Source organism: Providencia sp. PROV024, assembly GCF_032709665.1.
Classification (GTDB): domain Bacteria; phylum Pseudomonadota; class Gammaproteobacteria; order Enterobacterales; family Enterobacteriaceae; genus Providencia; species Providencia huashanensis.
The window spans coordinates 3,739,340-3,764,101 of the sequence record NZ_CP120545.1 but is presented as its reverse complement, the minus strand read 5'-3'; the positions used below and the strand labels follow the sequence as shown (position 1 = coordinate 3,764,101).

General features: G+C 40.2%; 23 protein-coding genes, 1 tRNA gene and 1 pseudogene. 6 read left to right on the top strand and 19 right to left on the bottom strand.

The annotated features are described in order from the left end of the window. Positions 1 to 77: 77 nt before the first annotated feature. Positions 78 to 785 carry a pirin family protein gene (locus P3L56_RS17315; RefSeq protein ID WP_071548610.1) on the bottom strand — a complete coding sequence of 236 codons (708 nt, stop codon included), beginning with the start codon at positions 783 to 785 and terminating at the stop codon, positions 78 to 80. 123 nt (positions 786 to 908) lie between these two features. Here P3L56_RS17315 and P3L56_RS17310 point away from each other — a divergent pair, with 123 nt between their 5' ends. After that, a complete protein-coding gene (locus P3L56_RS17310) occupies positions 909 to 1,802 on the top strand; it encodes a LysR family transcriptional regulator (protein ID WP_042846177.1) in 894 nt (297 codons plus the stop codon). Between the two features lie 233 nt (positions 1,803 to 2,035). Here P3L56_RS17310 and P3L56_RS17305 read toward each other — a convergent pair whose 3' ends face one another. The 5 genes from P3L56_RS17305 to P3L56_RS17285 form a co-directional block, all read right to left on the bottom strand. Beyond that, the gene (locus tag P3L56_RS17305) at positions 2,036 to 2,431 is read right to left on the bottom strand and encodes a DoxX family protein (RefSeq protein WP_129466423.1); all 396 of its coding nucleotides are present in this window, start codon (positions 2,429 to 2,431) and stop codon (positions 2,036 to 2,038) included. A 255-nt stretch (positions 2,432 to 2,686) separates the two neighbouring features. Then, entirely contained in the window at positions 2,687 to 2,986 is a 300-nt protein-coding gene (locus P3L56_RS17300; RefSeq protein ID WP_042846174.1) for a YqjK-like family protein, read from the bottom strand. After that, on the bottom strand, positions 2,973 to 3,380 hold the full coding sequence (locus P3L56_RS17295; RefSeq protein WP_042846173.1) for a phage holin family protein: 408 nt from the start codon (positions 3,378 to 3,380) through the stop codon (positions 2,973 to 2,975). Before P3L56_RS17295 ends, P3L56_RS17300 begins: the two co-directional genes overlap by 14 nt. Before the next feature lie 6 nt (positions 3,381 to 3,386). Then, positions 3,387 to 3,692 carry a YqjD family protein gene (locus P3L56_RS17290; RefSeq protein ID WP_042846171.1) on the bottom strand — a complete coding sequence of 102 codons (306 nt, stop codon included), beginning with the start codon at positions 3,690 to 3,692 and terminating at the stop codon, positions 3,387 to 3,389. A 236-nt stretch (positions 3,693 to 3,928) separates the two neighbouring features. Continuing rightward, the gene (locus P3L56_RS17285) at positions 3,929 to 4,597 is read right to left on the bottom strand and encodes a DedA family protein (RefSeq protein WP_042846170.1); all 669 of its coding nucleotides are present in this window, start codon (positions 4,595 to 4,597) and stop codon (positions 3,929 to 3,931) included. 614 nt (positions 4,598 to 5,211) lie between these two features. On the opposite strand from P3L56_RS17285, the gene P3L56_RS17280 reads away from it, so the two are divergent. Beyond that, on the top strand, positions 5,212 to 6,171 hold the full coding sequence (locus P3L56_RS17280; RefSeq protein WP_042846168.1) for a TerC family protein: 960 nt from the start codon (positions 5,212 to 5,214) through the stop codon (positions 6,169 to 6,171). A gap of 265 nt (positions 6,172 to 6,436) precedes the next feature. Beyond that, the gene (sstT, locus tag P3L56_RS17275) at positions 6,437 to 7,690 is read left to right on the top strand and encodes a serine/threonine transporter SstT (RefSeq protein ID WP_166685146.1); all 1,254 of its coding nucleotides are present in this window, start codon (positions 6,437 to 6,439) and stop codon (positions 7,688 to 7,690) included. Between the two features lie 77 nt (positions 7,691 to 7,767). Here sstT and P3L56_RS17270 read toward each other — a convergent pair whose 3' ends face one another. The 3 genes from P3L56_RS17270 to P3L56_RS17260 form a co-directional block, all read right to left on the bottom strand. After that, the gene (locus tag P3L56_RS17270) at positions 7,768 to 8,328 is read right to left on the bottom strand and encodes a carbonate dehydratase (protein WP_042846165.1); all 561 of its coding nucleotides are present in this window, start codon (positions 8,326 to 8,328) and stop codon (positions 7,768 to 7,770) included. Then, positions 8,318 to 9,235, bottom strand: a complete 918-nt coding sequence (folE2, locus tag P3L56_RS17265) for a GTP cyclohydrolase FolE2 (RefSeq protein WP_042846163.1) — start codon at positions 9,233 to 9,235, stop codon at positions 8,318 to 8,320. The genes P3L56_RS17270 and folE2 overlap by 11 nt, the downstream gene beginning before the upstream one ends. Before the next feature lie 150 nt (positions 9,236 to 9,385). Next, the gene (locus P3L56_RS17260; RefSeq protein WP_042846162.1) at positions 9,386 to 11,407 is read right to left on the bottom strand and encodes an NADPH-dependent 2,4-dienoyl-CoA reductase; all 2,022 of its coding nucleotides are present in this window, start codon (positions 11,405 to 11,407) and stop codon (positions 9,386 to 9,388) included. Between the two features lie 242 nt (positions 11,408 to 11,649). Here P3L56_RS17260 and P3L56_RS17255 point away from each other — a divergent pair, with 242 nt between their 5' ends. Further along, positions 11,650 to 12,246 (top strand): GNAT family N-acetyltransferase, encoded by a 597-nt coding sequence (locus P3L56_RS17255; RefSeq protein ID WP_042846161.1) that lies wholly within the window; start codon positions 11,650 to 11,652, stop codon positions 12,244 to 12,246. 60 nt (positions 12,247 to 12,306) lie between these two features. Here P3L56_RS17255 and P3L56_RS17250 read toward each other — a convergent pair whose 3' ends face one another. Continuing rightward, positions 12,307 to 13,377, bottom strand: a complete 1,071-nt coding sequence (locus P3L56_RS17250; RefSeq protein ID WP_233102470.1) for a dihydrodipicolinate reductase — start codon at positions 13,375 to 13,377, stop codon at positions 12,307 to 12,309. A gap of 361 nt (positions 13,378 to 13,738) precedes the next feature. On the opposite strand from P3L56_RS17250, the gene P3L56_RS17245 reads away from it, so the two are divergent. Continuing rightward, positions 13,739 to 13,815: transfer RNA gene (locus P3L56_RS17245), tRNA-Ile, on the top strand. Between the two features lie 341 nt (positions 13,816 to 14,156). On the opposite strand, the gene P3L56_RS17240 is transcribed toward P3L56_RS17245, so the two are convergent. The 9 genes and pseudogenes from P3L56_RS17240 to P3L56_RS17200 all read right to left on the bottom strand — a co-directional run. Continuing rightward, positions 14,157 to 15,281: a hypothetical protein gene (locus tag P3L56_RS17240; RefSeq protein ID WP_048606201.1), complete on the bottom strand. Its 1,125-nt coding sequence runs from the start codon at positions 15,279 to 15,281 to the stop codon at positions 14,157 to 14,159. After that, entirely contained in the window at positions 15,278 to 15,541 is a 264-nt protein-coding gene (locus P3L56_RS17235; protein WP_131680186.1) for a PAAR domain-containing protein, read from the bottom strand. Before P3L56_RS17235 ends, P3L56_RS17240 begins: the two co-directional genes overlap by 4 nt. Before the next feature lie 12 nt (positions 15,542 to 15,553). After that, positions 15,554 to 16,474 (bottom strand): DUF6396 domain-containing protein, encoded by a 921-nt coding sequence (locus P3L56_RS17230; protein WP_210831724.1) that lies wholly within the window; start codon positions 16,472 to 16,474, stop codon positions 15,554 to 15,556. A gap of 74 nt (positions 16,475 to 16,548) precedes the next feature. Beyond that, a complete protein-coding gene (locus tag P3L56_RS17225) occupies positions 16,549 to 17,550 on the bottom strand; it encodes a DUF6396 domain-containing protein (RefSeq protein ID WP_247605624.1) in 1,002 nt (333 codons plus the stop codon). Between the two features lie 5 nt (positions 17,551 to 17,555). Continuing rightward, positions 17,556 to 18,497 (bottom strand): DUF6396 domain-containing protein, encoded by a 942-nt coding sequence (locus P3L56_RS17220; RefSeq protein WP_042846153.1) that lies wholly within the window; start codon positions 18,495 to 18,497, stop codon positions 17,556 to 17,558. A gap of 2 nt (positions 18,498 to 18,499) precedes the next feature. After that, positions 18,500 to 19,573: a phospholipase D-like domain-containing protein gene (locus tag P3L56_RS17215; protein ID WP_272686149.1), complete on the bottom strand. Its 1,074-nt coding sequence runs from the start codon at positions 19,571 to 19,573 to the stop codon at positions 18,500 to 18,502. Between the two features lie 170 nt (positions 19,574 to 19,743). Beyond that, positions 19,744 to 20,298, bottom strand: a complete 555-nt coding sequence (locus tag P3L56_RS17210) for a phospholipase D-like domain-containing protein (RefSeq protein WP_272686148.1) — start codon at positions 20,296 to 20,298, stop codon at positions 19,744 to 19,746. A gap of 2 nt (positions 20,299 to 20,300) precedes the next feature. Then, entirely contained in the window at positions 20,301 to 23,027 is a 2,727-nt protein-coding gene (locus tag P3L56_RS17205; protein ID WP_210831721.1) for a DUF2345 domain-containing protein, read from the bottom strand. A gap of 762 nt (positions 23,028 to 23,789) precedes the next feature. After that, a pseudogene (locus P3L56_RS17200) lies at positions 23,790 to 23,933 on the bottom strand (transposase); the annotation flags it as partial. Between the two features lie 529 nt (positions 23,934 to 24,462). Here P3L56_RS17200 and P3L56_RS17195 point away from each other — a divergent pair. Next, a complete protein-coding gene (locus P3L56_RS17195; protein WP_208291984.1) occupies positions 24,463 to 24,762 on the top strand; it encodes a YtcA family lipoprotein in 300 nt (99 codons plus the stop codon).

Below are 24,762 nucleotides of genomic sequence, written 5' to 3'. Positions count from 1 at the left end.
CAAATTTAATCATGATATTGAAAAAAATTGAGTCTTAAAGGAAAGAATATGATGTTGAGATAGCTATAAAAAACGGTTTAGCTTTGGTCGCCGAGGTCAATCAATAACCCTCGAAAATATTTATCTGCTGTAATAACGATTTCATTATCATTTTGGATAAAAACGCCATCATTACAGCCCATAATTAAACTCTCACCTTGCTGACTGCGTATAGTTGCGCCGCCATGTATGGATTGCAGGAATGCATTGTTACCTTTTAATGTCATGGAAGCTGATTCTTGGGGCTCCAGATGGATATGGTTTATCCAAATTTGTTGACGTAATTGAATGCTTTGATTTTGACCATCAGGTGACGCAATGAGTTTGTTTTCATCCTGTTGAATCGCTATTTTTTGTAACGGAAGCGATTCTTGTTGCGGGCAAGCATTTAACCAAAGCTGTAAGCGAGTTAATGGTGTTTGTGGGCAAATGTTTTGCTCGCTATAGCTGAGGTCTGAACGGGGTGAGAAACGCACACATTCCCCTTCACTGGCTTGTATTGTATTACCTTGACTATCACGGTATTGCGCATGCCCTTTAAGAATAATGTTTAATATATCAACATGAGGGTACATTCTAGGTTGTAAGGCGTTTTGTGGCGCAATAACTTCTTGATTTAACACTCGTAGGGTTTTAAAACCCATAAAGTCAGGGTCAAAGTAGTGGCCAAATGAGAAGGCGTAACGCGCTTGTAGCCAACCATAGTCTGCTTTTCCACAATGGTTAGCGGGTCTAAGTGTCATCATAATGGTTGCCCCTCAGCTAAAATTAATAAATTAATACTATATTGTTATAATAAATAGCTGGACGTTGAATTGTTAGCCAGTTAATCTGTTTCCTTTATTCAAATTTCCTGAAAGAGATACGTCATGAGTAAAGAGAGAGCATTAACGCTTGAATCATTAAGGGTGATGGATGCAATCGACCGGCGTGGTAGCTTTGCAGCAGCGGCAGAAGAGTTAGGTCGAGTACCTTCCGCGCTTAGTTATACCATGCAAAAATTAGAAGAAGAGCTCGATGTCATTTTATTCGACCGTTCAGGACATAGAACCAAATTTACCAATGTCGGTAGAATGTTGCTGGATAGAGGACGGATTCTACTTGAGGCGGCCGATAAATTGACTTCGGATGCTGAGGCCTTAGCAAAAGGGTGGGAAACACACCTGACAATAGTGTGTGAAGCATTAATTCCAGCTCAGTCATTATTTCCTCTGGTTGAACGTTTGGCTGAGAAATCAGAAACACAATTATCATTAATTACTGAGGTGTTAGCAGGGGCATGGGAACGCCTTGAAAGTGGTAAAGCGGATATTGTGATTGCCCCTGATATGCATTTTCGTTCTTCATCTGAAATTAACTCGAAATCGTTATATACCATTAACCATATTTATGTTGCGAGCCCTGATCATCCTATTCATCAAGAACCCGAGCCGCTTTCAGATGCGGTACGAGTGAAATATCGAGGGATCGCGGTTGCAGATACTGCGCGAGAACGCCCAGTGATCACCGTACAATTATTGGATAAACAGCAGCGATTAACAGTATCGACAATTGAAGATAAACGAAATGCATTGCTGGCAGGGTTAGGGGTGGCAACTATGCCATATCCAATGGTTGAACAAGATATTCGAGAAGGGCGCTTAAAAGTTGTCGGGGCTGAATTTAGTCATGAGACGAATATTATTATGGCGTGGCGCAGAGATAGTATGGGGGAGGCTAAGTCGTGGTGTCTCCGAGAAATCCCCAAATTATTTAGGGTGTAAACTCGTTATATTTTGAGCCGTAGGGGTGTTGGCTTCATTGAGTCACCCGAGTCACATACTTATGTATGCTCACGGGATGACTCAATTTGCTGCCTACCGAGGACACCTCAACTAAGTGATTTTCTCTTCACTGATTCAATACCTTTATTTTAGACAAAAAAATACCTCCCGAAGGAGGTATAAATTGGACAAAAAAATCAAATAAATTCACAAGGGTGATAATGAAATCGAAGTTACCATTTTTTATTTAATAAATGGTCGATACTAAATTTACCCGGGCCAGTGACTGCTAACAGTAAGAAGCCGCCCGCAATCGTGAAGTTCTTCATAAACATTAGGCTGTTTGGTGCAACACTAAAGTCAATGTGGAACAGCAATGCTGTTAGTACAGTAAAGCCTGCTGTAAACAAGGCAACAGTTCTGGTTAAGAAACCAAATAGGATTGCTAAGCCGCCGCCAAATTCTAATAAAATGGTTAAAGGTAATAAAAACCCAGGGACGCCCATTGCTTGCATATATTGTTGTGTTCCTGCATAAGCATCACCTAGTTTCCCGTACCCAGCGACAATAAATAGGATTGGCATCATGATACGAGCCAATAATATCGCACCACTTTCTAAATTTTTCATCAAGACTCTCCAGACTAATAAGCTATTAAATTCTATTAAATTGCGATATATGTCGCTTTGTAGTGTTGTTTTCAGCACTAATAGGTAAGAAAACATTTGATGTGCTTATAGTAGTGATTTATTTATTCAATAAAAAGCAAAGCTTATTAACAAACAAGTACAAAAAAATTGAATAATAAATAAATTGTTGGAGTTGATTTCAGGAAAGGGGGATTTTATTAACCTATAGCGATTAATTGATTTCAAAATAGAGGATTATTTTTTACTTGCGTTGAGGGTGCTTTGTACTGTTCGAGCCAAACTCCAAATTGTGAGTGCTTTTTTACCTAACCGTAAAAGTTTTTGAGGCTTTTTCAATGAGTAGATTGACAGTATTCCTGTTGCGGCAATAAACAGAGGGCGGAAGGTAATAAAAAATTTCCATGTGCGGTCGTAGCGTTCAGTGGTTTGTAGCCAATCTTTAGAAGAAGCAGCAAGGTCACTCCGTTGCTGCTCAATCCTTTTGATTAACATTTGTTTTTTGGTGGCTAATAATTGGCGCTTATTTCTGCTCATTATCCTTTCCCGCTAAAGCATTAGCATCTTGGCTTAACTGCTCTCGAGTAGAACCCAATAACGTTGATTGCTTCGCTTTTTTTAATGCCCAAAGGGCAAAAATAATAGCGAGTATGATCAGACTCCCTGTTGTCATTGCCAGTGCTTGATAGCGATAGACGGGGTCGACTGACCAAAAGATTAAACCGATTAAACACATCAAACCAAAAGCAGTAAATAGGAGAGCTAGCCCAACTAACAGTAATAGTTGAATAAAGTTGATTTTCTCCTCTTCAAGCTCAACGGCAATAAGCTGAAGACGAGTTTCAACAACATTCACAGTGATACTTGCGATACGTTGCAATATTTCAAGGACCCCTTTCCCGGGGCCCTGACGTTGTTGGTTTTGTTCCATATACGATTAACGTTTAGCGAGTAATACGCCAAGAACAACCCCGACGGCTGCACCAATACCGATGCCTGTCCACGGGTTTTCTTTCACATAGTTATCCGCTCGTCCCGCGATTTCCTTGGTTTGTTCTGTGATCCGCTCAGTGGTTTGGCTGAGTTTAGCGCGTGATGAACACAATGCATCTTTCGCCTTGGATTTTAGGCTTTCAATCTCTTCTTTCGATTTTTCACCGGTATCATTGAGTACCGCTTCCAGAGAATCTGCTAAAGCCCGTAATTCCGCACGTAAGTCTTCTGATGAATGGTTAGCTGACATGTACAACCTCCTGTTAATAGAAAAATCGTAATTGCTGTATTAACAATAGCTTTTTTTGTACTAAGTGCAATGGATTATTTAGGCCAAGTGCATGTAACAAAGGAAAATTTACATAATGAAATGATTAAGAATAGTTTTTTATCAAGGAGTTAAGGAGGTAACTCTTTGATAAATTAACAGAGGGTAAATAAAAGTAAAACTAAAAATATGGGGGCCAATAGACCCCCATCGTAGATTTAGTTTGCTTTTTTGCTTGAGAGTTTTTTCTTTACAACAACAGCAATACTACCGATTAAACCTATAATCAGCAGACCCACAGGGATTAACATCAAGACATTCATAATATGATGTTCATACTGCAGGAAAATAGGGCTTTTACCAAACCCATAGCCAATAGCGGTTAAAATCAGAACCCATAGTAGACCACTTAGCCAGTTAAAGACTTGGAAACGGCCATTCTGCAAACCTGCAAGGCCCGCGATGGTGGGTAATAATGTTCTGACGAAGGCTAAAAAACGGCCAACTAATAATGCAGCGAGGCCATGGCGATGGAAAAGCCCATATGCGCGCTGGTGGTAGTGTTCTGGTAAATGTGCAAGCCACCCTTTAACTAAGCGTGTATTCCCTAACCATCGCCCTTGTATATAACCAACCCAGCAGCCTAAGCTTGCCCCGGCAGTTAAAATTGCGATCGTCAGTGGATAACTTAGCGTACCTTTAGCGATGAGCACACCGACTAGAATCAATAAGCTATCGCCAGGTAAAAAAGCCGCAGGCAAAACCCCGTTTTCAAGAAACAAGATAGCGAACAGCATGAAGTAAATCGACCAGACTAACGCGGGGTTAGACAGGGTGACATAATCTTGGTGCCAAAGGGCAAAAAAAAGTTCTTTAACTAATTCCATTAATGTTTCCTAAACGGCAATAACAGCAACAAACTTGTTGTTGGGCAGGGAGAAATGGATTAAGTGAATGCCAAAGTGAAAGTGTTGTTTCCTCAGGCTGTTAGTGTAAAGCACGCTCACTTTAACAAAACAGAAAATAACTAAACAGTAAATTTTAAGCTTATTTTTAGAATTCATTTAAGTTTTGGCTTATTTTTACAATTTATCGCTCATTGTATACAGGTTTAAAGTGCTTAAAACCCGCTTTTAACCTATTTTTTAGATGATAAATGTGAAATATGATTGTTCTTTCATTTTTTAATGTGAAAAAAGAGTGATAAAACCCTCGTTGCTAATTATTGCATTTTAAGATTATTTACCGTATCTTATCGCCATAGCAAAGGGGAGTAACTTCTTCTTGTCGGTTTATCGTCATTACGGTGTACAAATTACACCCGGTAGCCGAGCACCACAGTTTCCTAATCTCAGGTAATTTGTGTTGTAAGTGAGACCTTGCCAGAAGGCGAGGTTTGCTCATAATTTACAACCAATAGATAACTCCTTGAGGTTAAACAATTTTAAGCGGCTGATGTCTTCTGGATATCAGCCGTTTTTTGTTTTTAAGGGATAGGAAAATGCATTCAGTCGGTAACCCTGTTTTATGGGGTAGTTTTGCAGTTATTATTTTACTCATGTTACTTATCGATTTGTTTTGGCAGGGAAAACATAAAGGCCAAGCCATGTCGATGAAGCAAGCGGCTGCTTGGAGTATTGTATGGGTGACACTTTCATTACTCTTTGCCGCAGGGTTTTGGTGGTATCTTAATGATAACGTGGGGCGTGAGTTTGCTGATAACCAAACTATCGCATTTTTAACCGGTTATTTATTAGAAAAAGCATTAGCGATAGATAATGTATTTGTCTGGTTAATGCTCTTTAGTTATTTTGCTATTCCAGCAAATTTACAACGTCGTGTCCTTGTGTACGGTGTACTGGGTGCCATCGTATTGCGTACGATTATGATTTTTGCTGGTAGTTGGTTAGTTACGCAATTTAGCTGGATTTTATATGTATTTGGCCTGTTTTTATTATTTACCGGGCTTAAAATGGCATTTGCTAAAGAGGACGATTCCCCTATTACGGATAAACCTCTGGTCAAATGGGTGCGCTCACATTTACGTATGACCGATGAATTACATGGGGAAAAATTCTTTATTAAAAAGAATGGGATATTGTTCGCAACCCCATTAATTTTAGTGCTAATTTTAGTTGAAATTAGTGATGTGATATTTGCGGTTGATAGCATACCCGCTATTTTTGCGGTAACAACTGACCCGTTCATTGTCTTAACATCGAACCTATTTGCTATTTTAGGGCTACGTGCGATGTACTTTTTATTAGCTGGTGTGGCAGAAAAGTTCTCAATGCTCAAATACGGTTTAGCGGTCATTTTAAGCTTTATCGGTATAAAAATGCTGTTAATTGATATTTTTCATATTCCAACGGCTATTTCTCTTGGGGTTATTGCGTCCATACTAGTTATAACGTTAATTATTAATACAATTGTTAATAAACGAAACGAAGCCAAAAGTTAATTTAGTGGTTTTAGTTGAAGCCTCCGCTGGAAAGTTGGGGGCTTTTTTTGTTTAACCTTCTGAAAGTATTCACTCATTTTAAAATTCTCTATTCTACTTTAAGAAACAAAACTCTATTGAGATCACAGATGTGTAAAATGTTTGTTAAATAAAGTCAATCATTGTGTATATTTTGAATAATTGCCTTTTCAGGCGACTATTATTCCTTATACTTGCTGTGCAAACACATTTAATTCCTAATAAAGATAACTAATATAGGTCTACTATGGATACAAATAAAACAGGGTTATGGCGAGTAATTAGCCAAGGTAGTCTAGTCAAGCAGATACTGGTTGGTTTGATCGCAGGTATCTTACTGGCATGGTTATGGCCTTCAGCGGCGAAAAATGTTGCCCTACTAGGCGACCTATTTGTTAGCGCGTTGAAAGCAGTCGCTCCCGTGCTGGTCTGGGTATTAGTCATGTCGTCAATTGCGAATCATCGTCAAGGGCAAAAAACCAATATAAAACCGATACTGGTTCTGTATATCTTGGGGACTTTTTTTGCCGCGGTTGTCGCAGTCATTGGTTCTTTCATTTTCCCATCTAACTTAGTTTTAGTGGTGGGAGACTCTCAATTAAACCCCCCAAGTAATATTGCTGAAGTTTTAAAAGGCTTACTGATCAATATCTTTGCTAACCCTATCGATGCATTAATTAAAGGTAACTATATTGGTATTTTGGCATGGGCGATTGGGCTTGGTATTGCATTGCGTCATGCCAACGATACAACAAAGAATTTAGTGCATGATTTCTCTAATGCGGTGACTCAGTTAGTACGCGTTGTGATCCGTTTAGCACCAGTGGGGATTTTTGGTTTGGTCGCTTCTACCATCGCAACAACTGGTTTTGAAACCTTAAAAGGTTATATCCATGTCCTAGCGGTATTAGTTGGTTGTATGTTAGTTGTGGCACTTGTTGTTAACCCATTGATTGTTTATTGGAAAATTAGGCGTAACCCATTCCCCTTGGTATTTGCCTGCCTGCGTGAAAGTGGTGTAACTGCCTTCTTTACGCGTAGTTCTGCGGCCAATATACCTGTTAATATGGCAATGTGTCGCCGTATGAACCTTCACGAAGATACCTATTCTGTTTCGATCCCATTAGGTGCAACCATTAATATGGCGGGTGCTGCAGTGACAATCACTGTATTGACTTTAGCCGCTGTACATACACTCGGTATCCCTGTTGATATTCCAACAGCTCTGTTGCTGAGTGTTGTTGCTGCTGTCTGTGCTTGCGGTGCTTCTGGGGTTGCTGGCGGGTCGTTATTGCTTATCCCATTAGCATGTAACATGTTTGGGATTTCGAATGAAGTTGCCATGCAAGTCGTTGCTGTTGGTGTGATGATTGGGGTATTGCAAGACTCAGTGGAAACGGGGCTTAACTCTTCAACTGATGTCCTTTTCACAGCTGCAGTCTGCTTAGCCGAAGATGATAGACTGGCAAATTCAGAAGCGCAGTTATCTCATCGTGATTAAGTGTTCCTGAATTTAGATAAATAGGGTGGAGGCTGCGAAAGCAAACTCTACCCTTATTGTTTTAACAGCTTATAGATTTAAAACTCATTACGTAGACGACGGTAGCCTTCAACAAGTTGAATGTTCGTAGTTGCGACCTCTTCAGAGAATTGCAATGAAGCGTGATCAACTTGGTTGAATGCCGATAAATCACTGTATGCGTTCACATGTATGCATGACGGAATATATAAACCATCCGGCAGTGTTAAGCCATCGACGACTGCGTTATAGCGGATCACACTGTTTTTACCAATTTTGCAGTTAAATAAAACGCTATTAAAGCCAATAAACACGCGCTCAGCAATTTCACAAGGGCCATGGACAATTGCTCGGTGCGCAATCGATGTGTGTGAGCCAATTTGTACACCCGCGCCACTTTTTGAGTGAATTACCACCCCATCTTGAATATTTGAGTGTGAGCCGATCACGATGGGGGACATATCTGCATTTTCATTGAGTTCATCAGCACGGATCACGGCATATGGACCAACGTAAACATAATCTTCAATAATCACTTTACCGCAGATAATGGCGGTAGGGTCAATATATGCTTTTTCCGATACAACAGGCGAGTGCCCCGATGGGTTTTTACGCAACATACAGACTCCGTTTCCATTGTGTGTGGGCAATCGCATTATGGGCATGTAAGCTTTCTTGGTGATCAATGTGGATCGTCGCTTCGTCAAATTGGCATTGATGGCGAAAGGCATTCACTAGTTTACGAGCGGCATCTTCACAAAACATCAAGTTCTGCCCATTAACAATAGCAAAAGCTTGTTCATCTTTACGTTTCACCACCGTTTGTACTGGGGTGGAAAGAATATTTTCGATTTGGTTGATTAACTCAATAATAGGAAGCTCTTTATAAGTTGTTTTTAGCTTGATGGTTACCCATGCCCAACTGCGTTGACTGTGTGGTATTGCTGGGACCCCTTGTTTAATTAACCAATCAAGGACTTGAGATTGAGTTAATGTTTGTTCTGTATCATCAAAATCAATCGCAAACTGTTGTTGCATAACTTGGCTGCTGAGTGCGGCAGAGCTTGGGCAAGTTGATGAATAGGGGACTCCGACTTTCAAATAAAGGGATAATGACTTATCAAATGATGCTGAAATCTCAAACGGATAGGCTTTCCAACCAAATTGAGCTGATACTAACGAACGGCGCGATAATAAAATATCACCATAAAATCGGATATGAGCCTTCGATGAAATAGTTTGATGCGACAATAATACTTGTTCTAATGTTTGCTTTATTAAATCTGGCGTCAGTTCATTTTGTGTTAGGCCATCCAATATTTGATAGAGACGAGACATGTGGACCCCTTTTTGCCCTTGTAGATCAACGCCAATATCGATAGTCGCATTAACTGGGCGGCTTTCAATTTCAATGGGCAAAGCAATCCCTGTCATTCCAACCCAGTCAAGCTTGATATTACTGTGAGTGTCATTTTGTGCTTGTGCGTCAGGCAAAACAGAAGAGGGTAATTCAGTTGAAAGTGTCATAAAGCCTCAAATTATCCATGAAACAATGAGATGTTATAACATAACAATTTGAGTTATTAAAGTCAGATAAGAGTAGATAGTCAGGTTGAGCTTAAAGTTGGGGCACAGAAAAGCCCCTTAAGCTAATGGCTTAGCACAAGGGGGAAGAAGTTAAAGTTGGTAAGCTATTTTCATGCCTTGCTCGATGGCTCGGCGTGCATCGAGTTCTGCTGCTATATCTGCACCACCAATAACATGCGCATTAATGCCGAGTTTTGCTAACTGTATTTTCAACGGGCGATAAGGTTCTTGCCCTGCGCAAAGAATGACATTATCAACGGGAAGGCACTGTATTTTATCTTGATAACGAATATGTAGCCCGTTGTCATCAACTCGCATGTATTCAACGCCATTCAACATTTTTACACCGCGCTTCATAAGAGACAAACGATGTACCCAACCAGTTGTTTTCCCTAAATTAGCGCCAACTTTACTATTTTTACGTTGCAATAAATAGAGGTGACGAGCAGGCTCTATTGGCCGTTTTTGTGGAGGGTATATACCACCTTTAGAGTGAATTGAAGTATCAATATTCCATTCTTCGTTAAATAACGAAGTATCTAAACTGCTACTTTTTCCTGTTTGGGTTAATAGCTCTGCGACATCAAAACCAATCCCCCCAGCACCAATGATAGCGACATTTTTCCCTACAGGGCGTTGTTGGGTAATAACATCTATATAGGAAATGACCTTATGATGGTCTATCCCCTCAAGCTGAATTTGGCGTGGTACAACACCCGTTGCAATAATCACATCATCAAAGCCTGACAAGTTGTCTACATCGGCTTGCTGTTCAAGGCGTACATCCACATTCAATAATTGTAGCTGTCGGCAAAAATAACGGATTGTTTCATGGAATTCTTCTTTACCGGGAATTTGCTTTGCGAGGTTAAATTGCCCACCAATATGATTAGATTTTTCAAATAGGGTGACTCGATGCCCACGTTTAGCGGCATAAATAGCACAAGAAAGCCCTGCGGGGCCTGCACCGACTATTGCCACTGATTTGCTAATCGTGGCTTTTTCGTTAGGATAATCAAACTCCCTGACGGCTTGAGGGTTAACTAGGCAACTGGCTAATTTTCCGCTAAAAATGAGGTCTAGACAGGCTTGATTACAGCCAATGCAGGTGTTTATTTCATCTGCTCGGTTTTCTGCAGCTTTGCGAACAAATGACTCGTCAGCAAGAAAAGGTCGAGCCATGGAAACCATATCCGCTTGTTGATTAGCGATAATTTGCTCAGCTACATACGGGTCATTGATACGGTTAGTTGTGATCAATGGAATATTAACTTTACCCATTAACTTTTGAGTAACCCAGCTAAATGCACTGCGAGGGACTTGAGTTGCAATTGTGGGAACTCTGGCTTCATGCCAACCAATCCCTGTATTAATTAAGCTCGCGCCGGCAAGCTCAATTTGTTTTGCTAGTAACTCTATTTCTTCCCAAGTGGAGCCATCCTCGACGAGATCAAGCATGGAAAGCCGGTAAATAATAATAAAATTATCCCCAACGGCTTCTCGTACTTGACGAACAATTTCAATGGGAAAACGAATGCGGTTTGCATAGCTTCCTCCCCACTCATCGTCCCTATGGTTAGTGCGCTTGGTAATAAACTGGTTGATTAAGTAACCTTCAGAACCCATGATTTCAACGCCATCATATCCCGCTCGTTGGGCTAATTTTGCAGTAGTGACAAAATCTTGTATGGTTTTTTTTACTTCATCAGATGTCAGTGCTTTAGGGGGAAATGGAATAATTTCAGCTTGAATAGCACTGGGGGCAACTAATGCGGGGTGCAAGCCATAACGGCCTGCATGTAGGATTTGTAAAGCAATTTTTCCGCCTGCTTGATGAACTTCGTTTGTAATATGCTGATGGAAGGGGAGCTGCTCTTGGTTATTGAGTACAGCCCCATGAGCAGTTAGTGCCCCTTCTGGGCTTGGCGCTATTCCCCCAGTAATAATAAGACTGACCCCATTTTCTGCACGTAAACGATAAAAATGTGCGAGTCTTTCACTTCCTTCAGGATGCTCTTCGAGCCCAGTATGCATTGAGCCCATTAATATTCTATTTTTTAGAACGGTATGGCCTAAATCTAGAGGGGTAAAAAGGTGTGGAAAATTGCTCATTATTATACTCCCATTTCGGGCTCTATTAACAGGTCAGATGAGTTAACTGTAGCCTAATGGGATGATGAATTGGTAATAATGTTAATTTTTTGTGATTTTTATCATGACTTTTAATTAAAAGTGCGGAGTTAATCTAAATATAGCGGAGAAATTTATTATTTTGTCATAAAAATAAATTATCAATAACATTCAAATTAATATTCACGCACAATCAACATTTACTTGTCAGGAACTCACAGCCTATGAAAGAAATTTGCCAAACTATCACTTTAGAAGGTTCACACGTTCGCTTGGAGTTTTTATCTCATCAATACGATCAAGCGTTGTCTGCTATGATCCAAAAGGATGGGCTACATAAGTTATGGTATACCTCTGTCCCTGAACCTGAAAATGTCGCTAAAGATGTGGATAACCGTCTTAAGCGGTTTCAACAAAAAGAAATGTTGCCTTTTGTTGTTATTGATAAAAAAACAGGTAATGCAGTTGGTATGACTTCCTATCTGCGTATTGATAGTGTGGTTAGGCGAGTTGAAATTGGCGCGACATGGTACGGTAAAGAAGTGCAGCGTACAGCGATTAATACTGAGGCTAAATACCTGTTATTACAGTATGCTTTTGAACAATTAAATTGTGTTGCTGTGGAGTTAAGAACGCACTTTTTAAATCAACAAAGTCGCAGAGCGATTGAACGTCTGGGAGCAAAACTTGATGGGGTCCTCAGAAACCATATGCTCACTCGTACAGGGGAACTGCGTGATAGCTGTATTTACAGCATTATTGAGTCAGAATGGCCCGCGATAAAACGGCATTTAGAGTGGCAAATGGTCAAGCCCCGTTAACGATTGCCATTAAATCGGCCAAAAAGCCCACCACTGTGTTTTGGGGTGGGCTAAATAGGCTTATAAATATTCGTGCATTGGTTTGGTCATATAGACGTTATTTGGCATTTTTTCCGTCGTAGTATATCCCGCAGGGCTATTAATCAGTGCAGGGATGCGGTTGACTAAATTGGCACAAGTTAACTCAACTGTCGCTGGGTTATTCACTTCAATAGACGTATCTGGCTCACCAATTAATTGCCAACTATTTTTATCACATTCATCAGCGGTCAAAATTTTACCAATACATTCTGTTTCAAGGGTAACGCCTTCTGCTGTTTCGGTGATCACAACAGCAGATAAACCGAGTACATCCCCTTTTTTGACGGTCATTTTTAAGGTGTCTGAATAGGTATCTTGTTTGGCGATTTGTGGAACACAGCGCTGAATTTGGCTTGTAATGGTTAACCCTAGGCGGCTACATAACCAACCATTTTGCGTCCACATGTACGGAGGTGCATATTCACCGCTTTCAATTTTTTGTGAGATAACGTCATATGGTAAATCATTGTAGTTACCGATTTGTTGATTAAATTCATTAACAGTTAACCCTGCGCCATGACCAACAGCTAAGGCAATACCGTAATCTTCAACGTTATAGCAACTAGAGCCTTTAACTTTTACTAATTTATGCATTGAACCTGCTAAGGTGTCGATCAACACTCCCCAATACATATCTGGGTAGCCACTCCCTGCTAAGGTACAATTATTTTCTTTGGCCAATGTATCAAGTTTTTGGGTTATTTCTGGTGATGAATTCCAAGGGTAAAGCGCTTCCTCTCCAGTTGAAATTGCATTAACACCGTGGCGGGCAAATAAGGAAAATGCATCTTCTAAATCAGCCATCGTGCTCAGTGTGGCAATGATCCCAACATCAGGTTTTAAGGTTTCGAGTGTTTTATCTGCTTCATGGAGTGCTTGGACTTTGACTCCGGTTAGTGCGGTTCCTGCAATTTCGCCTATATCTTTGCCGATTACAGCTTCATTGATATCAAAAGCTGCCACAACTTCAGCGCCATGTTCTTGTAAGTAACGGATTAGGTATTTACCCATTTTCCCGCAACCATATTGAACTGCACGTACTTTTTTCATCATTTTTGTCCTATCAGCGAATTATCTATAAATCATATTGTGAGATCTTGATGAGAAAATTGTTGTTCTATATCAAATGATTGGGGGAAGAATGTTTAATAAGCCTGATTGTGTTTATGCTGTGGTTTATATTTTTAATTTGATATAGATTGATTTTTAATGTCATGGATACTATGAGCATTGGTTGAATTAAAAATGACAAAATAAACGAGGCTTTATGGCAAGTATGAAAGAATGATAGTTTTTGGTGATGCTATCACTTTGAATTATAAGTGATGCGATTGATTTGAACACAATTTCGCCATACAGTTTTGAAACACTAGACCTAAGAGAAAACTGCACGTATAATCCTTTCCACTTTGGCCCCTTAGCTCAGTTGGTTAGAGCAGTCGACTCATAATCGATTGGTCACTGGTTCAAGTCCAGTAGGGGCCACCAAATTTATCAAGGAGTTAGGTGTTAATCATCTAACTCCTTTTTGTTTTTACCTGATTTTGGGTCAGAATGACTCAAGTTATCTAATTCAATACATCCACGCTGACTTCTTCAGTAGACATAATCCGATCCGTTTCGTCTTCCCTAGAAATTACCAGAACGCCAGTCTTATTTTTGGATAGGTTGACTATACCTGTATTATGATCCAAATAAATGTATTGGCTTTTATTTGTTTTTGTATTGGCATCCAATAGGGTGGGAACTAAACCATGTAGGGTGGTTAGCCTAGCACTCAATGGCATGAATAATTTTATCACTCATAACAGGCACCTCTTATTCATTTATTAACATATTACTTGTTGTAACAATAAGTTATCGTTTTCTTGGCATACAATTAGTTGGTTTTCGTGATTATCGCTGACCAATGACAAGATTGTGCTATGCCGAGCAATCCCACTCGTACCGAAAAAGGCATCGGCATCATAAAATTGGTTTAAGAGACAATGAATATCTTGTTGTACATAGCTTTCAATACATTGGCTTTTGTTTTTATCTGTGACCCCGCTATGCCACACTGAATTTAATTGGTGACCCGGTAATTGAAATTCACATTGTGCTTTCAATGCATCATCGAAGGATTTTACCTCGGTGGATATCGGGCGTAATAGCTTCGCTTTGATAGGTGCTCTTAGACTCTCGTAGAATCCTTGAGGGGCGAGTAATAGACTCGCGGCTTCTTCACTCGCCGTTGAGTCTAATTGAAATGCTAAAATAGCGTATAACTTAGGTTCAAAGGAGTTTTCATACATTGCCAATAGCCATTCACTGAGAGACATGTATGGTAATATTTCAACAGATTCAAGTGGCAATGATAGGCGAGCAGCTTCCTGCTCAATCAGTTCCTGCCAATTAGGCTCATTATCTTCAGCTTGCCAATATAGGGTAATAGGTTGGGAGAGAGAATGTTGATGGTAATATTCAGCAATGGGTGCAAGCAATTTTTGTATTATTATTTCTTGCTTTTTCCATGAAGAAAGCGATTTCAAGGCGTTTAGTGTCAATATATTATCTTTATTGATTGGTAATGAAGATAAAGGAACACTTTCTTTTTTCTCTTCATCGATTTGAGTTAATCGTGAATGCGTTAATAATCCAATGTGCTGACCCGCCCAATAACGCCACTCATTGTGGGCGTCATCTAACATATTGGTAAACTGCTGATGGCGATAAGATGCCAGTGAATAAATAAAAAATCGAATAAACCCCACCAACAGCGTAGGGCAAATGACGAATACAATCATCAACATTGTATTGCTAGTAGTTGGTGATAGCATTTCATTTGTGGATAAATAAAGACTCAGTCCAAATCCGATTGCACCAACAATCACCATAATGAATAACCAAAGCAATAATCGAGGAGACTTGGGGGCAGGCGGGTGCTCTAATTGTGGGACTCTCCAGTTCATCATGATTGTTCGCCAGACGATGATAGACTAGCAATGAGCGTACAACCGCATTCAGTTTGAAAACCATTCAGTGCCGCTTGACGACCCGATATCGTAATGCGCGTAGAGCCGGGTAAAATCGCATTAACGCCGTGCCCTTTTTTAGGGCAATTGACTTTATCTCCCACTAAAGCTATCGGTTTGCCGTACATCACCGAACCAGACGCGGAGATCACTTCACCGCCATGAGTAGTTTTGTCACCTAATCGAACAAGTGTGCGCATGTTAAGATCCTTTTATTGGTTATCCTGTTGTTTTTTATATTCAAAGGTGCCATCCCATTCCGGTAATTCGGCGGGAGGGAGGGGAACGATTTTATCGATATCGGGGAATTTAGCTGTTTCGTCAGAAGCGTCAATTTCTTTGACGATTGATTCATAACGGGCGGAGCGATCGAGATCTGGTTTAATAGGAATATAATACATCGAGTTTTCCTTTACATTAGGCTTAAAACCTTCAGCTAATGCTGAAGCTGATGCTCGATAACCATTTTTTACAGCTAATTGATGATATTTCATCCCATTGTCTAATTCCTTATCTACATCTAAATAATATGTTGCTAAATAATATGCAGCTTTTCCATGTTGTTGCTGTACGGCACAATCTAGCATTTTTTTACCAATTTCAGGGTAAAAGGCTGGATTGTCTTGCATATTCTCTAGCCTTTTTGAAAGGAAGATATTACCAATGACAAATTGAGCCCCAGGATTACCTAAATCTGCCGCTTGACGAAAATAGGCTAACGCTTTTGTACGATCAGCAGGTACACCATAACCCGTATCGAGATAATGTCCCATTTGGTAATAACCATAGCTGATATTCAATTTAGCCATTTTTTGGATAATATCCCACACTTCTTGCGCTGGGCCTTTCCCGCCAATCGGGGGCACTTTGCCATAACTGATTAAATTACTGAGATTCAACATGGCCTTGGGGTGATTACGCTCCGCGGCTTTACGGTATAGAACACCAATTTGCTTATAATCTCGTTGATGTTTATTGACTTTTTCAAGTTCACGGGCTTGTTTAAACCAAACATCCGCTTCAGGGTCAACGGGAGGAAGAGTGTCTTTTTCATACACGCAGGTGAAGGTTAAATCAGGTTCTGTTTTTTGAGTCACAGTGACGTCCTTTTTATCGATGGGTTTACACCCCATCAATAGCAAGCCTAATACGACAACAGCATATTGACTGGCTAGATGGTTAGAGGATAAAAAGGAAAAGGTCATGATTACTGCCCCTCTGCCTGTTTTTTATATTCAAAGGTGCCATCCCACTCAGGGAGTTCAGCTGGCGGAAGAGGAACAATTTTATCGATATCAGGAAAGCGTGCCTCGGGGTTATTTCTAATTTCATCAGCAATAGCTTCATAACGAGCAGAACGTTCAGGATCTGGTTTTACACCTAGGTAGTAATAATTTTTTGGAGTTGTATTTGGGGCAAAAACTTGATTTAACCTAGATGCAGCACTACGCAAACCATTTTTAACTGCTAGTTGATAGTATATTAAGGTAGTATCAACATTATTTTCCACATTAAAAGAGTATGTAGCAAATCGACGCGCAGCTTCCCCATTGCCTTGTTTAGCTGCGCAATCCAACATACTTTTTCCTATTTCGGGTTGATAGGCAGGGTTATCTCTGTCCGATAAGCGTTGAGAAACAAGTATATCTCCAATCACATATTGAGCCTCAGGATTACCTAAATCTGCCGCTTGACGAAAATAGGCTAACGCTTTTGTACGATCAGCAGCTACGCCATAACCCGTATCGAGATAATGTCCCATTTGGTAATAACCATAACTGATGTTTAATTTAGCCATTTTTCGGATAATATCCCACACTTCTTGTGCTGGGCCTTTACCTTCAACCGGGGGGACTTTTCCATAACTGATTAAGTTACTGAGATTTAACATGGCCTTGGGGTGATTACGTTCTGCGGCTTTACGGTATAGCTCACCAATTTGCTTATAATCCCGTTGGTGTTTATTGATTTTTTCAAGCTCACGCGCTTGTTTAAACCAAACATCCGATTCCGGATCAACGGGTGGTAGCGTGTCTTTTTCATACACGCAGGTGAAGGTTAAATCGGGTTCAGTTTTTTGAATCGGCAACTTTTCCTTTTTATCCATCGGGTTGCAAGCGCTCAGCACCAACATGCTACAAATCAATGCACTGCATTTAAATATGCGACGAGCAACAGATTGATGATGAAATAAAAAAGAGAGATTCATCTTGGTTATTGCCCCTCTGCCTGTTTTTTATATTCAAACGTGCCATCCCATTCAGGGAGTTCAGCAGGTGGAAGAGGAACGATTTTATCAATATCGGGGAATTTGGCTCTAGGATTAAGTGAAAGCTCTTTTTCTATCAATTTATAACGACGAACCCTTTCAGGATCAACATGTTGTTCCATATAGTATATTTCATTCTTAGGGTCTGATGTGTTAAAACTTTCAGATAACTTATAAGCTGATTGATCGCTACCATATCGGATAGCTAATTGATAGTATTTCAGTGCCTGACTATAATTTTTATCACGAACTTCATAATTCATCGCAAGAGAATAAGCTGCGTCTGTATTACCTTGTTTAGCCGCACAATCGAGTAGTTTTCTGCCTAAGTCCAAACGATACAACGGAGTTCTTGCATTAAGGAATTGCTCCGAAATGGCAAGTTGTCCTTCTGGATTCCCCATTATTGCGGCTTTTAAAAAATAACGCATCGCTGCATCTGAGTCTTGTTTTACTCCGAAACCTCTTTGGAGATAAGTCCCCATAATGTAATAACCAAAGGGAATATCCATTTGTATCAGTTGCTCAACTAAATCAATCACCTCTTCAGAGCGTTTTTTACCTATCATAGGTTCAGCTTGACCTGTTGCTATCATATTCTGTAAGTTACCTATAGCTTTGTAATGTTTTTTTTCAGCCGCTTGACGATACAATGTAGCAATATGACCAAAATCTTTAGGACCTTTTTTAATTTCTAAGCGACGTGCTTCTTTAAACCAAGCATCAGCTTCGGGATCTAATGGTGGAAAACTGTCTTTTTCTTGTACACAGGTAAATTGAAAATTTTTTAAGGTATCATTCATTTTATTTACTTCCTTTTGTTCACATCCTGCCAACAATGGAAAAAAAATCACCATTAAACTTAAAAGTATTTTTTTAAATTCCATAACTAGTCCTTGTTATCCCATTTTTTATTTCCATCAAAAAACTCAATTAACGATGCAGAAGGTGTGGTTGGTATTTCACTATTTCTAAGCTCTTTATTTCTTTTAATGATTTCTTTCCAATGTTTAAATTCTTTTTTAAAATCATCACTAGCCCGTTTTGTATGCATTTTCCATAAATGCTGTCGGATAGGCGGTATAATATTTGTCACATCAGTATCTTGAATGGCGATATTAAATTCGCTGTCAAATAACATACTGCGTAAATTCACATTACTAGAGCCTAATGTCATAAAAGTGTCATCAATCATTAGCACTTTGCTATGAACATAAACAGATTTCCAATGCGGTGTTGTTGAATCAGGTGAAACCAATGTGCAAATATGCGATTTTATTCCGGGAATCGAACCTGCGGCTATTGGTTCCTCATCACCCAATTTATACTCTTTACGATGATAATTAGGCACCATGTCTGGTCGTTGTAACGCTTCAATCATTTTATACGTTTGATAACTTCCGGAATGTATCGCTGCATCATTAGAGCTATTAGTGACAACAAAGAGATAGAGTGGGTTTTGTTCTATATCATAGCCTTTTTTAACTCGCTCATTGACCGCTTCTTGTAATAGCTTTACAAAAGGAGGATAACGAAAATATTGGTTTTCAATGTAAATATATTTCCTTGCCCTTACTAACGTATGCTTATATAAGCGTAAAACATCAAATTCATTATACTGAGGTTGAGTACGACAAATTTGAGCCATCACTTTTTTTAGTGGGATCATTCCACCTACAGTAACTGAATGAATCAATCTGTTATTAATTTTATCCATTCGCTGTTGGGTGAATTGATGGTCTTCCTCGGTAAAAGATGACCGTAGGCTCAGTTCAGCATCTTCCCCAACATTTTTTTCCCATGCTTCGACAAAATTGTGATTGATATGCGCCAAAACGGCACCACAAACACATGATGAGTTATCTTGCCATGCGGTATCAGCATCTCGACCAATAGCTGCTGAAAACTGGTGTTCAGAATGAGAATCCTTATCCCAATAGGTGGAGAGGGAATTGTGCCCCATGACAAATCCGACAGCATCATCTGGCACTTCATAATCAACCAGAATCACTTTTTGATGGTGAGTTGGGTATAAAGCAAGTAGCCGCCCTTGAATATAACCAATATCGCCATATTCTTTTACGTGATGGCTTGTTTGTCGTTCAGTCGCTTCTTGAATATCATTGGTCCAATTTAATTCTCGATGTCTGACAAGGATATTCCCTTTTCCTCTTTTCTTGATTGAAATCTCCCAATGCCACTGACAGTCATATTCATAATCTTCAGGTGTTTGGTATGGTAACTGGTTACCGGAAGCACTGTAAACAGCAGGCGTAGCTGGTGTATAAACAGCAAAATTACCATAACCAAAGTTTTTAGGAGTAGCTTTCCATCCCGGAAAGTTAGGATCTTGGCTATCCCCCCTAATGTATACCAGACTAATATACGCACCTTAACACCGCGATCTGCCGCTTCAACAAGTAGATCTCCCACTCTTTTGGCTTCGTCTTTACTCCCCCGAGTAAAATACATGGATGATTGAAATCCCCATGTAATAATATCAATACTTTTTTGTGCCTGTTCAATCGCTTTAGCTATTGTGGCAAAAGCACGTTCACCATTAATTAAAGGGGCAAAACCTGCAGCAACAGGTGCATATTTACCACTGATAAACCATTGAGGTGTCAGTATTGCACTATCATTTTCCCCTAACACGAGATTGATGGTTTGTTCCGTTGCATCGCTCATGACTATTTTTCCTCTTGGTTATCTTTCAGTGATTCACTCATCAATAATTTTTTGAAAATATCTCTATGTGTCATACCTGAAAGTTTTTTGCCTTCCATGCCCGGCATTGGTTTGAGAGCACGAAATCCTTCCCTTGAAGCCTCATCTTCTTGAGTGTTTTCTGAGTCTGCTTTTAAAAGATTGATGGTGAATTTTTCACCGTCCAATAACTCTACTCGATATTTTTCTATGGACGTATCATGTTCAATCTGAATATTTCCATTTTCATCGGTGAATCCTTTCGCTAATAGCGCTCCATTACCATATAAAGTATACGGCTCAAACGCACGCGCCTTCATCGGACTCTGCGGAGAGGAGCTCAGTTGAAAGCGCAAGGTTTGTTTTGGCATTGATTGCGGAAACTGTGGATGAGTGACATCCATTGAAGCCGCTCCTTCAACCACCCAGTTAGTTGCTTTGACGGTTTGGTTGCTGGGGCTGCCGTACTCAATCTGCCCGCCTTTCAAGCGAATATAAGCACCACCGCAGGTCAGCAATAACTCATCTTTAGCGGCGACGACAGTTTTACCGCCCGTGCTGGTGATGGTCATGTCTTTGAGTGAGGTGAGGTGCATTTCATCGCTTTGCGCTTGGATTTCCACCTTGCCTTTAGCCGCGAAGGCTTTTATACCCAAAGTATGGGCAAACAAACTAATCGCTTGACCTGCCGCTAAGGTGATTTTTTTACCTACCGAGATATCAGCCTGTTTATTGGCCGTCAGGGTAATGTTTTCACCGCTGTGAGCCTGCACCGTTTTCGGGGAGGTGAGAGCAATACCTGCAGGGGCGCTGAGTAATAACGCCGCTTGCTGCAATTTATCAATAGATTGAGTCAGTAACGTTTGTTGCGCTTTTAAATCTGCTAGTTCGGCTTTTGCCACCTCTGCCGCTTCGCGTAGCGAACTGACTAAATTCAGCGCATCATCAAGCTGTTGCTTGGCTTCGCGCATATCCAGTTGTTCAGACGAGGCTTTCGTGCGTAAATCTGTGCTGATAAACAGCCCTTTGCCTGCTCGAATAGCGCCCCAGCAGTCGGTTCGCAGCTCAAAGCCATCACCGCGCTTTTCACGCCCTTGATTAACCAGATGCCCTAAATTGAGTTGCGATTTCCCCCCGTATTCGGTGCTGAATTTGATGTGTTCTTCCCCGCGTTTGTCTTCCATGCGTAGCTTATTATTTGCCGGAGTACGAATGACATTGCGGGTATTATTTTTGTCGGTGATGTGGTCGGGACGATGCGAGTCATGCAAGGTATGGGCAATGTACGGTCGGTCTGGGTCACCCTCATGGAAGGCAATGGCAACTTCTGTCCCTTGGATTAACGGAAAGTGCATCCCGTAGGTATCGCCCGCGTACGGTTTCGCTAACCGCACAGGCATACTTTCATACCCCGTCGGTTTTTCATCACGATCCGCATCGAATTTAACCCAATAAAAGCCATGCTCATTCTGGTGGGCGTAGATATCGTGAGGTTTAGCACTGGTGACGCGTGCCATCAATGTCCCTGCAATCACAGGACGAGGCTTCAAGGTCGGACGCCAGCACAGAGCTTCGGTGTACGACGTTGCTTCAAATTGCACGACTAAGGCACTGCTGCGGCTACCTGAAAATCGCAGGCGGCTCAGGAGGATTTCAGATTGAAAGTCAGACGGTAATGTTGAAGGCAGTTGGTTATCGGTAATTTTGAGCACCAATAGCGGCGTTAGCATCGGTGAATTACTTTTACCGTACAGTTGAGTTTGACGAACCAAAAAGCGTTCATGGTCAAGGCGTGACCAAAAGTGAGCGGTTTCCGTTTCAGGTTGGTACTTCTCACCGCGCTCAAGGTGACGAGGTTTATAATGGTAGACATCGCCGTAGTGGATGTCCTCTCCCTCACCTCGAGTCATATCCGTTTCAATCGATTGCAGAGTTTGCATCGCTTGGCGGTGATTGTAATCTTTGGTGGTGACACTGCGCTCAACCACTTGATGACGTAGTGATAACCCCCAGACACTTTCTACACCCTCGTCATTCATCCCTGATGGGCTATTGAGAGGTAGCTTGAGGTCATACACATAGGCTCGTTGGCTATCCCCAAAATGAATAACTTCGGTTTTGGTATCCGGTTGCAAACTGAACGAATAGAAAATCCCCACTTCACTTAGCAGGCGTTCAATAAACTGCCAATCACTCTCATTGATTTGGTTAATTTGCTCCCGCTTTGGGTATTGACGCTGCAAATGAAACTCAAATTCCCAGCCTTTCATGTCATGCTCACGTAAGATGAGGTCAATGACGTCTGGCACGGATTTATTTAAGAAGAAGCGGTGAGTGCGCATTTGGTGGCGTAATAAGGAGACAAACGGTTCTATCACAATTTGGTATTGTGTTTCATCAGCGGAGCCAGACAGCCGCTTGAAGTGGGTGATCACGCCATGAACACGTTTTTGCGGCTCATTCAATGTGTTCAGCATAGCCAATGGCAGGGTAGGCGATGAAAAGGTAAAATCAGCACTGCGGCGTAGAAATTGTTGCGCTTGCAGGTTTTTGTTTGGGGAGGTAAAGGTAATCTGATAACGATAAGTTTCACTAATGGCTTCACGTCCCGTGAAGTGCTCAACGTCTAAGTGGGTCTGGCAACCTTGTACAGCAAGCTGGTAGCGATTATGGGATTGAAACGGCTTAATGACAATGTCGAACAAGCTCATGACGTATTCCTTTCAGATGCTTTGTGGCAACCGAAAATGAAATGCTAGAGTAAGGTTATCCACGCTAATGCCAATTTATTTACCTTAAGCTAACCGATTGTTATAAATAAAAACAAATTTATTATTTAAAAATTTTGACGCATTTAGCATAAAATAGATTTATCTGAATGGTTTTACACACATAATAAGTTTTTTTGGCAGTTAAATTATATGCATGTGGCGGGTTTAACTAACCGTTTGTCTTAATGCTTTACTTTTGGCTATGGCTTATACTTGGGGTATTAGCGCTAGGTGTTCAGAGTCGTTTAGAAAAGACATATTGTTCCGATAACCGAGTCCAGAAGAAATTCTAAGGTAAGCTGGTGTCCTTTTAACCGTGAGAGCCCTGTCGGAAAAATTTTATAGATATTGCGTGGAAACATTTAATAATGATCTTAATACGTTTCATCATTACTCTTTGATTAATCGTGGGGCCTTCTCATGGCAGGGCGATCCATCATCATGGCTATTAAGTATAACATTTACTATGGTTGAGCGAGTATTTGTGAAACGTAGTGATTATCAAATCAACCAACATGGTGCTGATGATTGAAAGCCTTGCTTGTGTGATGGAAGCATTCTGAGTTGGATTTTTATTATTTAAGGCTTGTTATGCTGTAGAAGTACCAAGGCAGGCAACGTGAGACCCATATTGCTTTATTTTGCCTTTTTAGTTTTAGCCAGTTAATTTTTACAACTAATAAAACGCCTCATTACCTATTTTCAGCTTTTAATTGGCATACTCCATTTTTTAGAGGTAGATTCAATTGCTAAATAAATCACTTTCGGCACAGAGTCATCGCTGGGGAAGACCTTACGTTTCTTTATAGCATGACGGATAACGCTGTTTAATGATTCGATGGTATTAATATAACTATCTAATTCGACTATATGAATTAAACTTTTAGGGGGAATATATACCGATGATATATAAATTGATGTGGTCGACTTTCGTTTTAATAAAGTTTTAAAGTTAATTTTTGGAGCGGTTATTTTTGATTGTCATAATAAGACAGTCTAATTGTTACCTGAAATAGGCCAAGAGTAAAATTGTTTTAAATTTCTAGTGTTAAATGATATCGAGATAGTTAAATTAGTTCATATTTCCGTTTAATAGGCTTAGTTAATCAGTTTAAGCGGTTAATTTGATATTGAACTTTGCATAATATTGTACTTGTTCAACATTATAACCAGTATGGTCTTATACTGATTTGATTAATGTATATGCTTATTAATCAATGCATTGGGTTGTTATTGAGCTTTTTTTTGACGGGTGGGGAGTCGGTGAAACTCAGTTAATAAAAAATAAAACCAATGTTTATCTAGTTGAAATTTATTTATTTTATAATCATAAAAAAAACGCTATAGTAATAAGTAATCAATTAATAATCATATAATGATAGGTAATATTGATGTGAACTTGCTTAAAAAATATTGTCATCATTTTAGCATTAGCTTGCTAGCTTTTTTATTAGTAGGCTGTACACAGGGAAACTCCCCACTATTTCCCATGCTAGGTGCTTATTTTCCTTATTGGATGTTGTGTGTCTTAATTGGACTAATAGGCGCAGTGTTATTACGTGTTCTTCTGGTCCGCTTAGAAATCGATGATAAGTTACCGTTGCCCTTGCTGTTTTACTTTGGTGTCTTGCTATCGATTGCCATTACAATATCTTTACTTTATTTCTCTCATTAA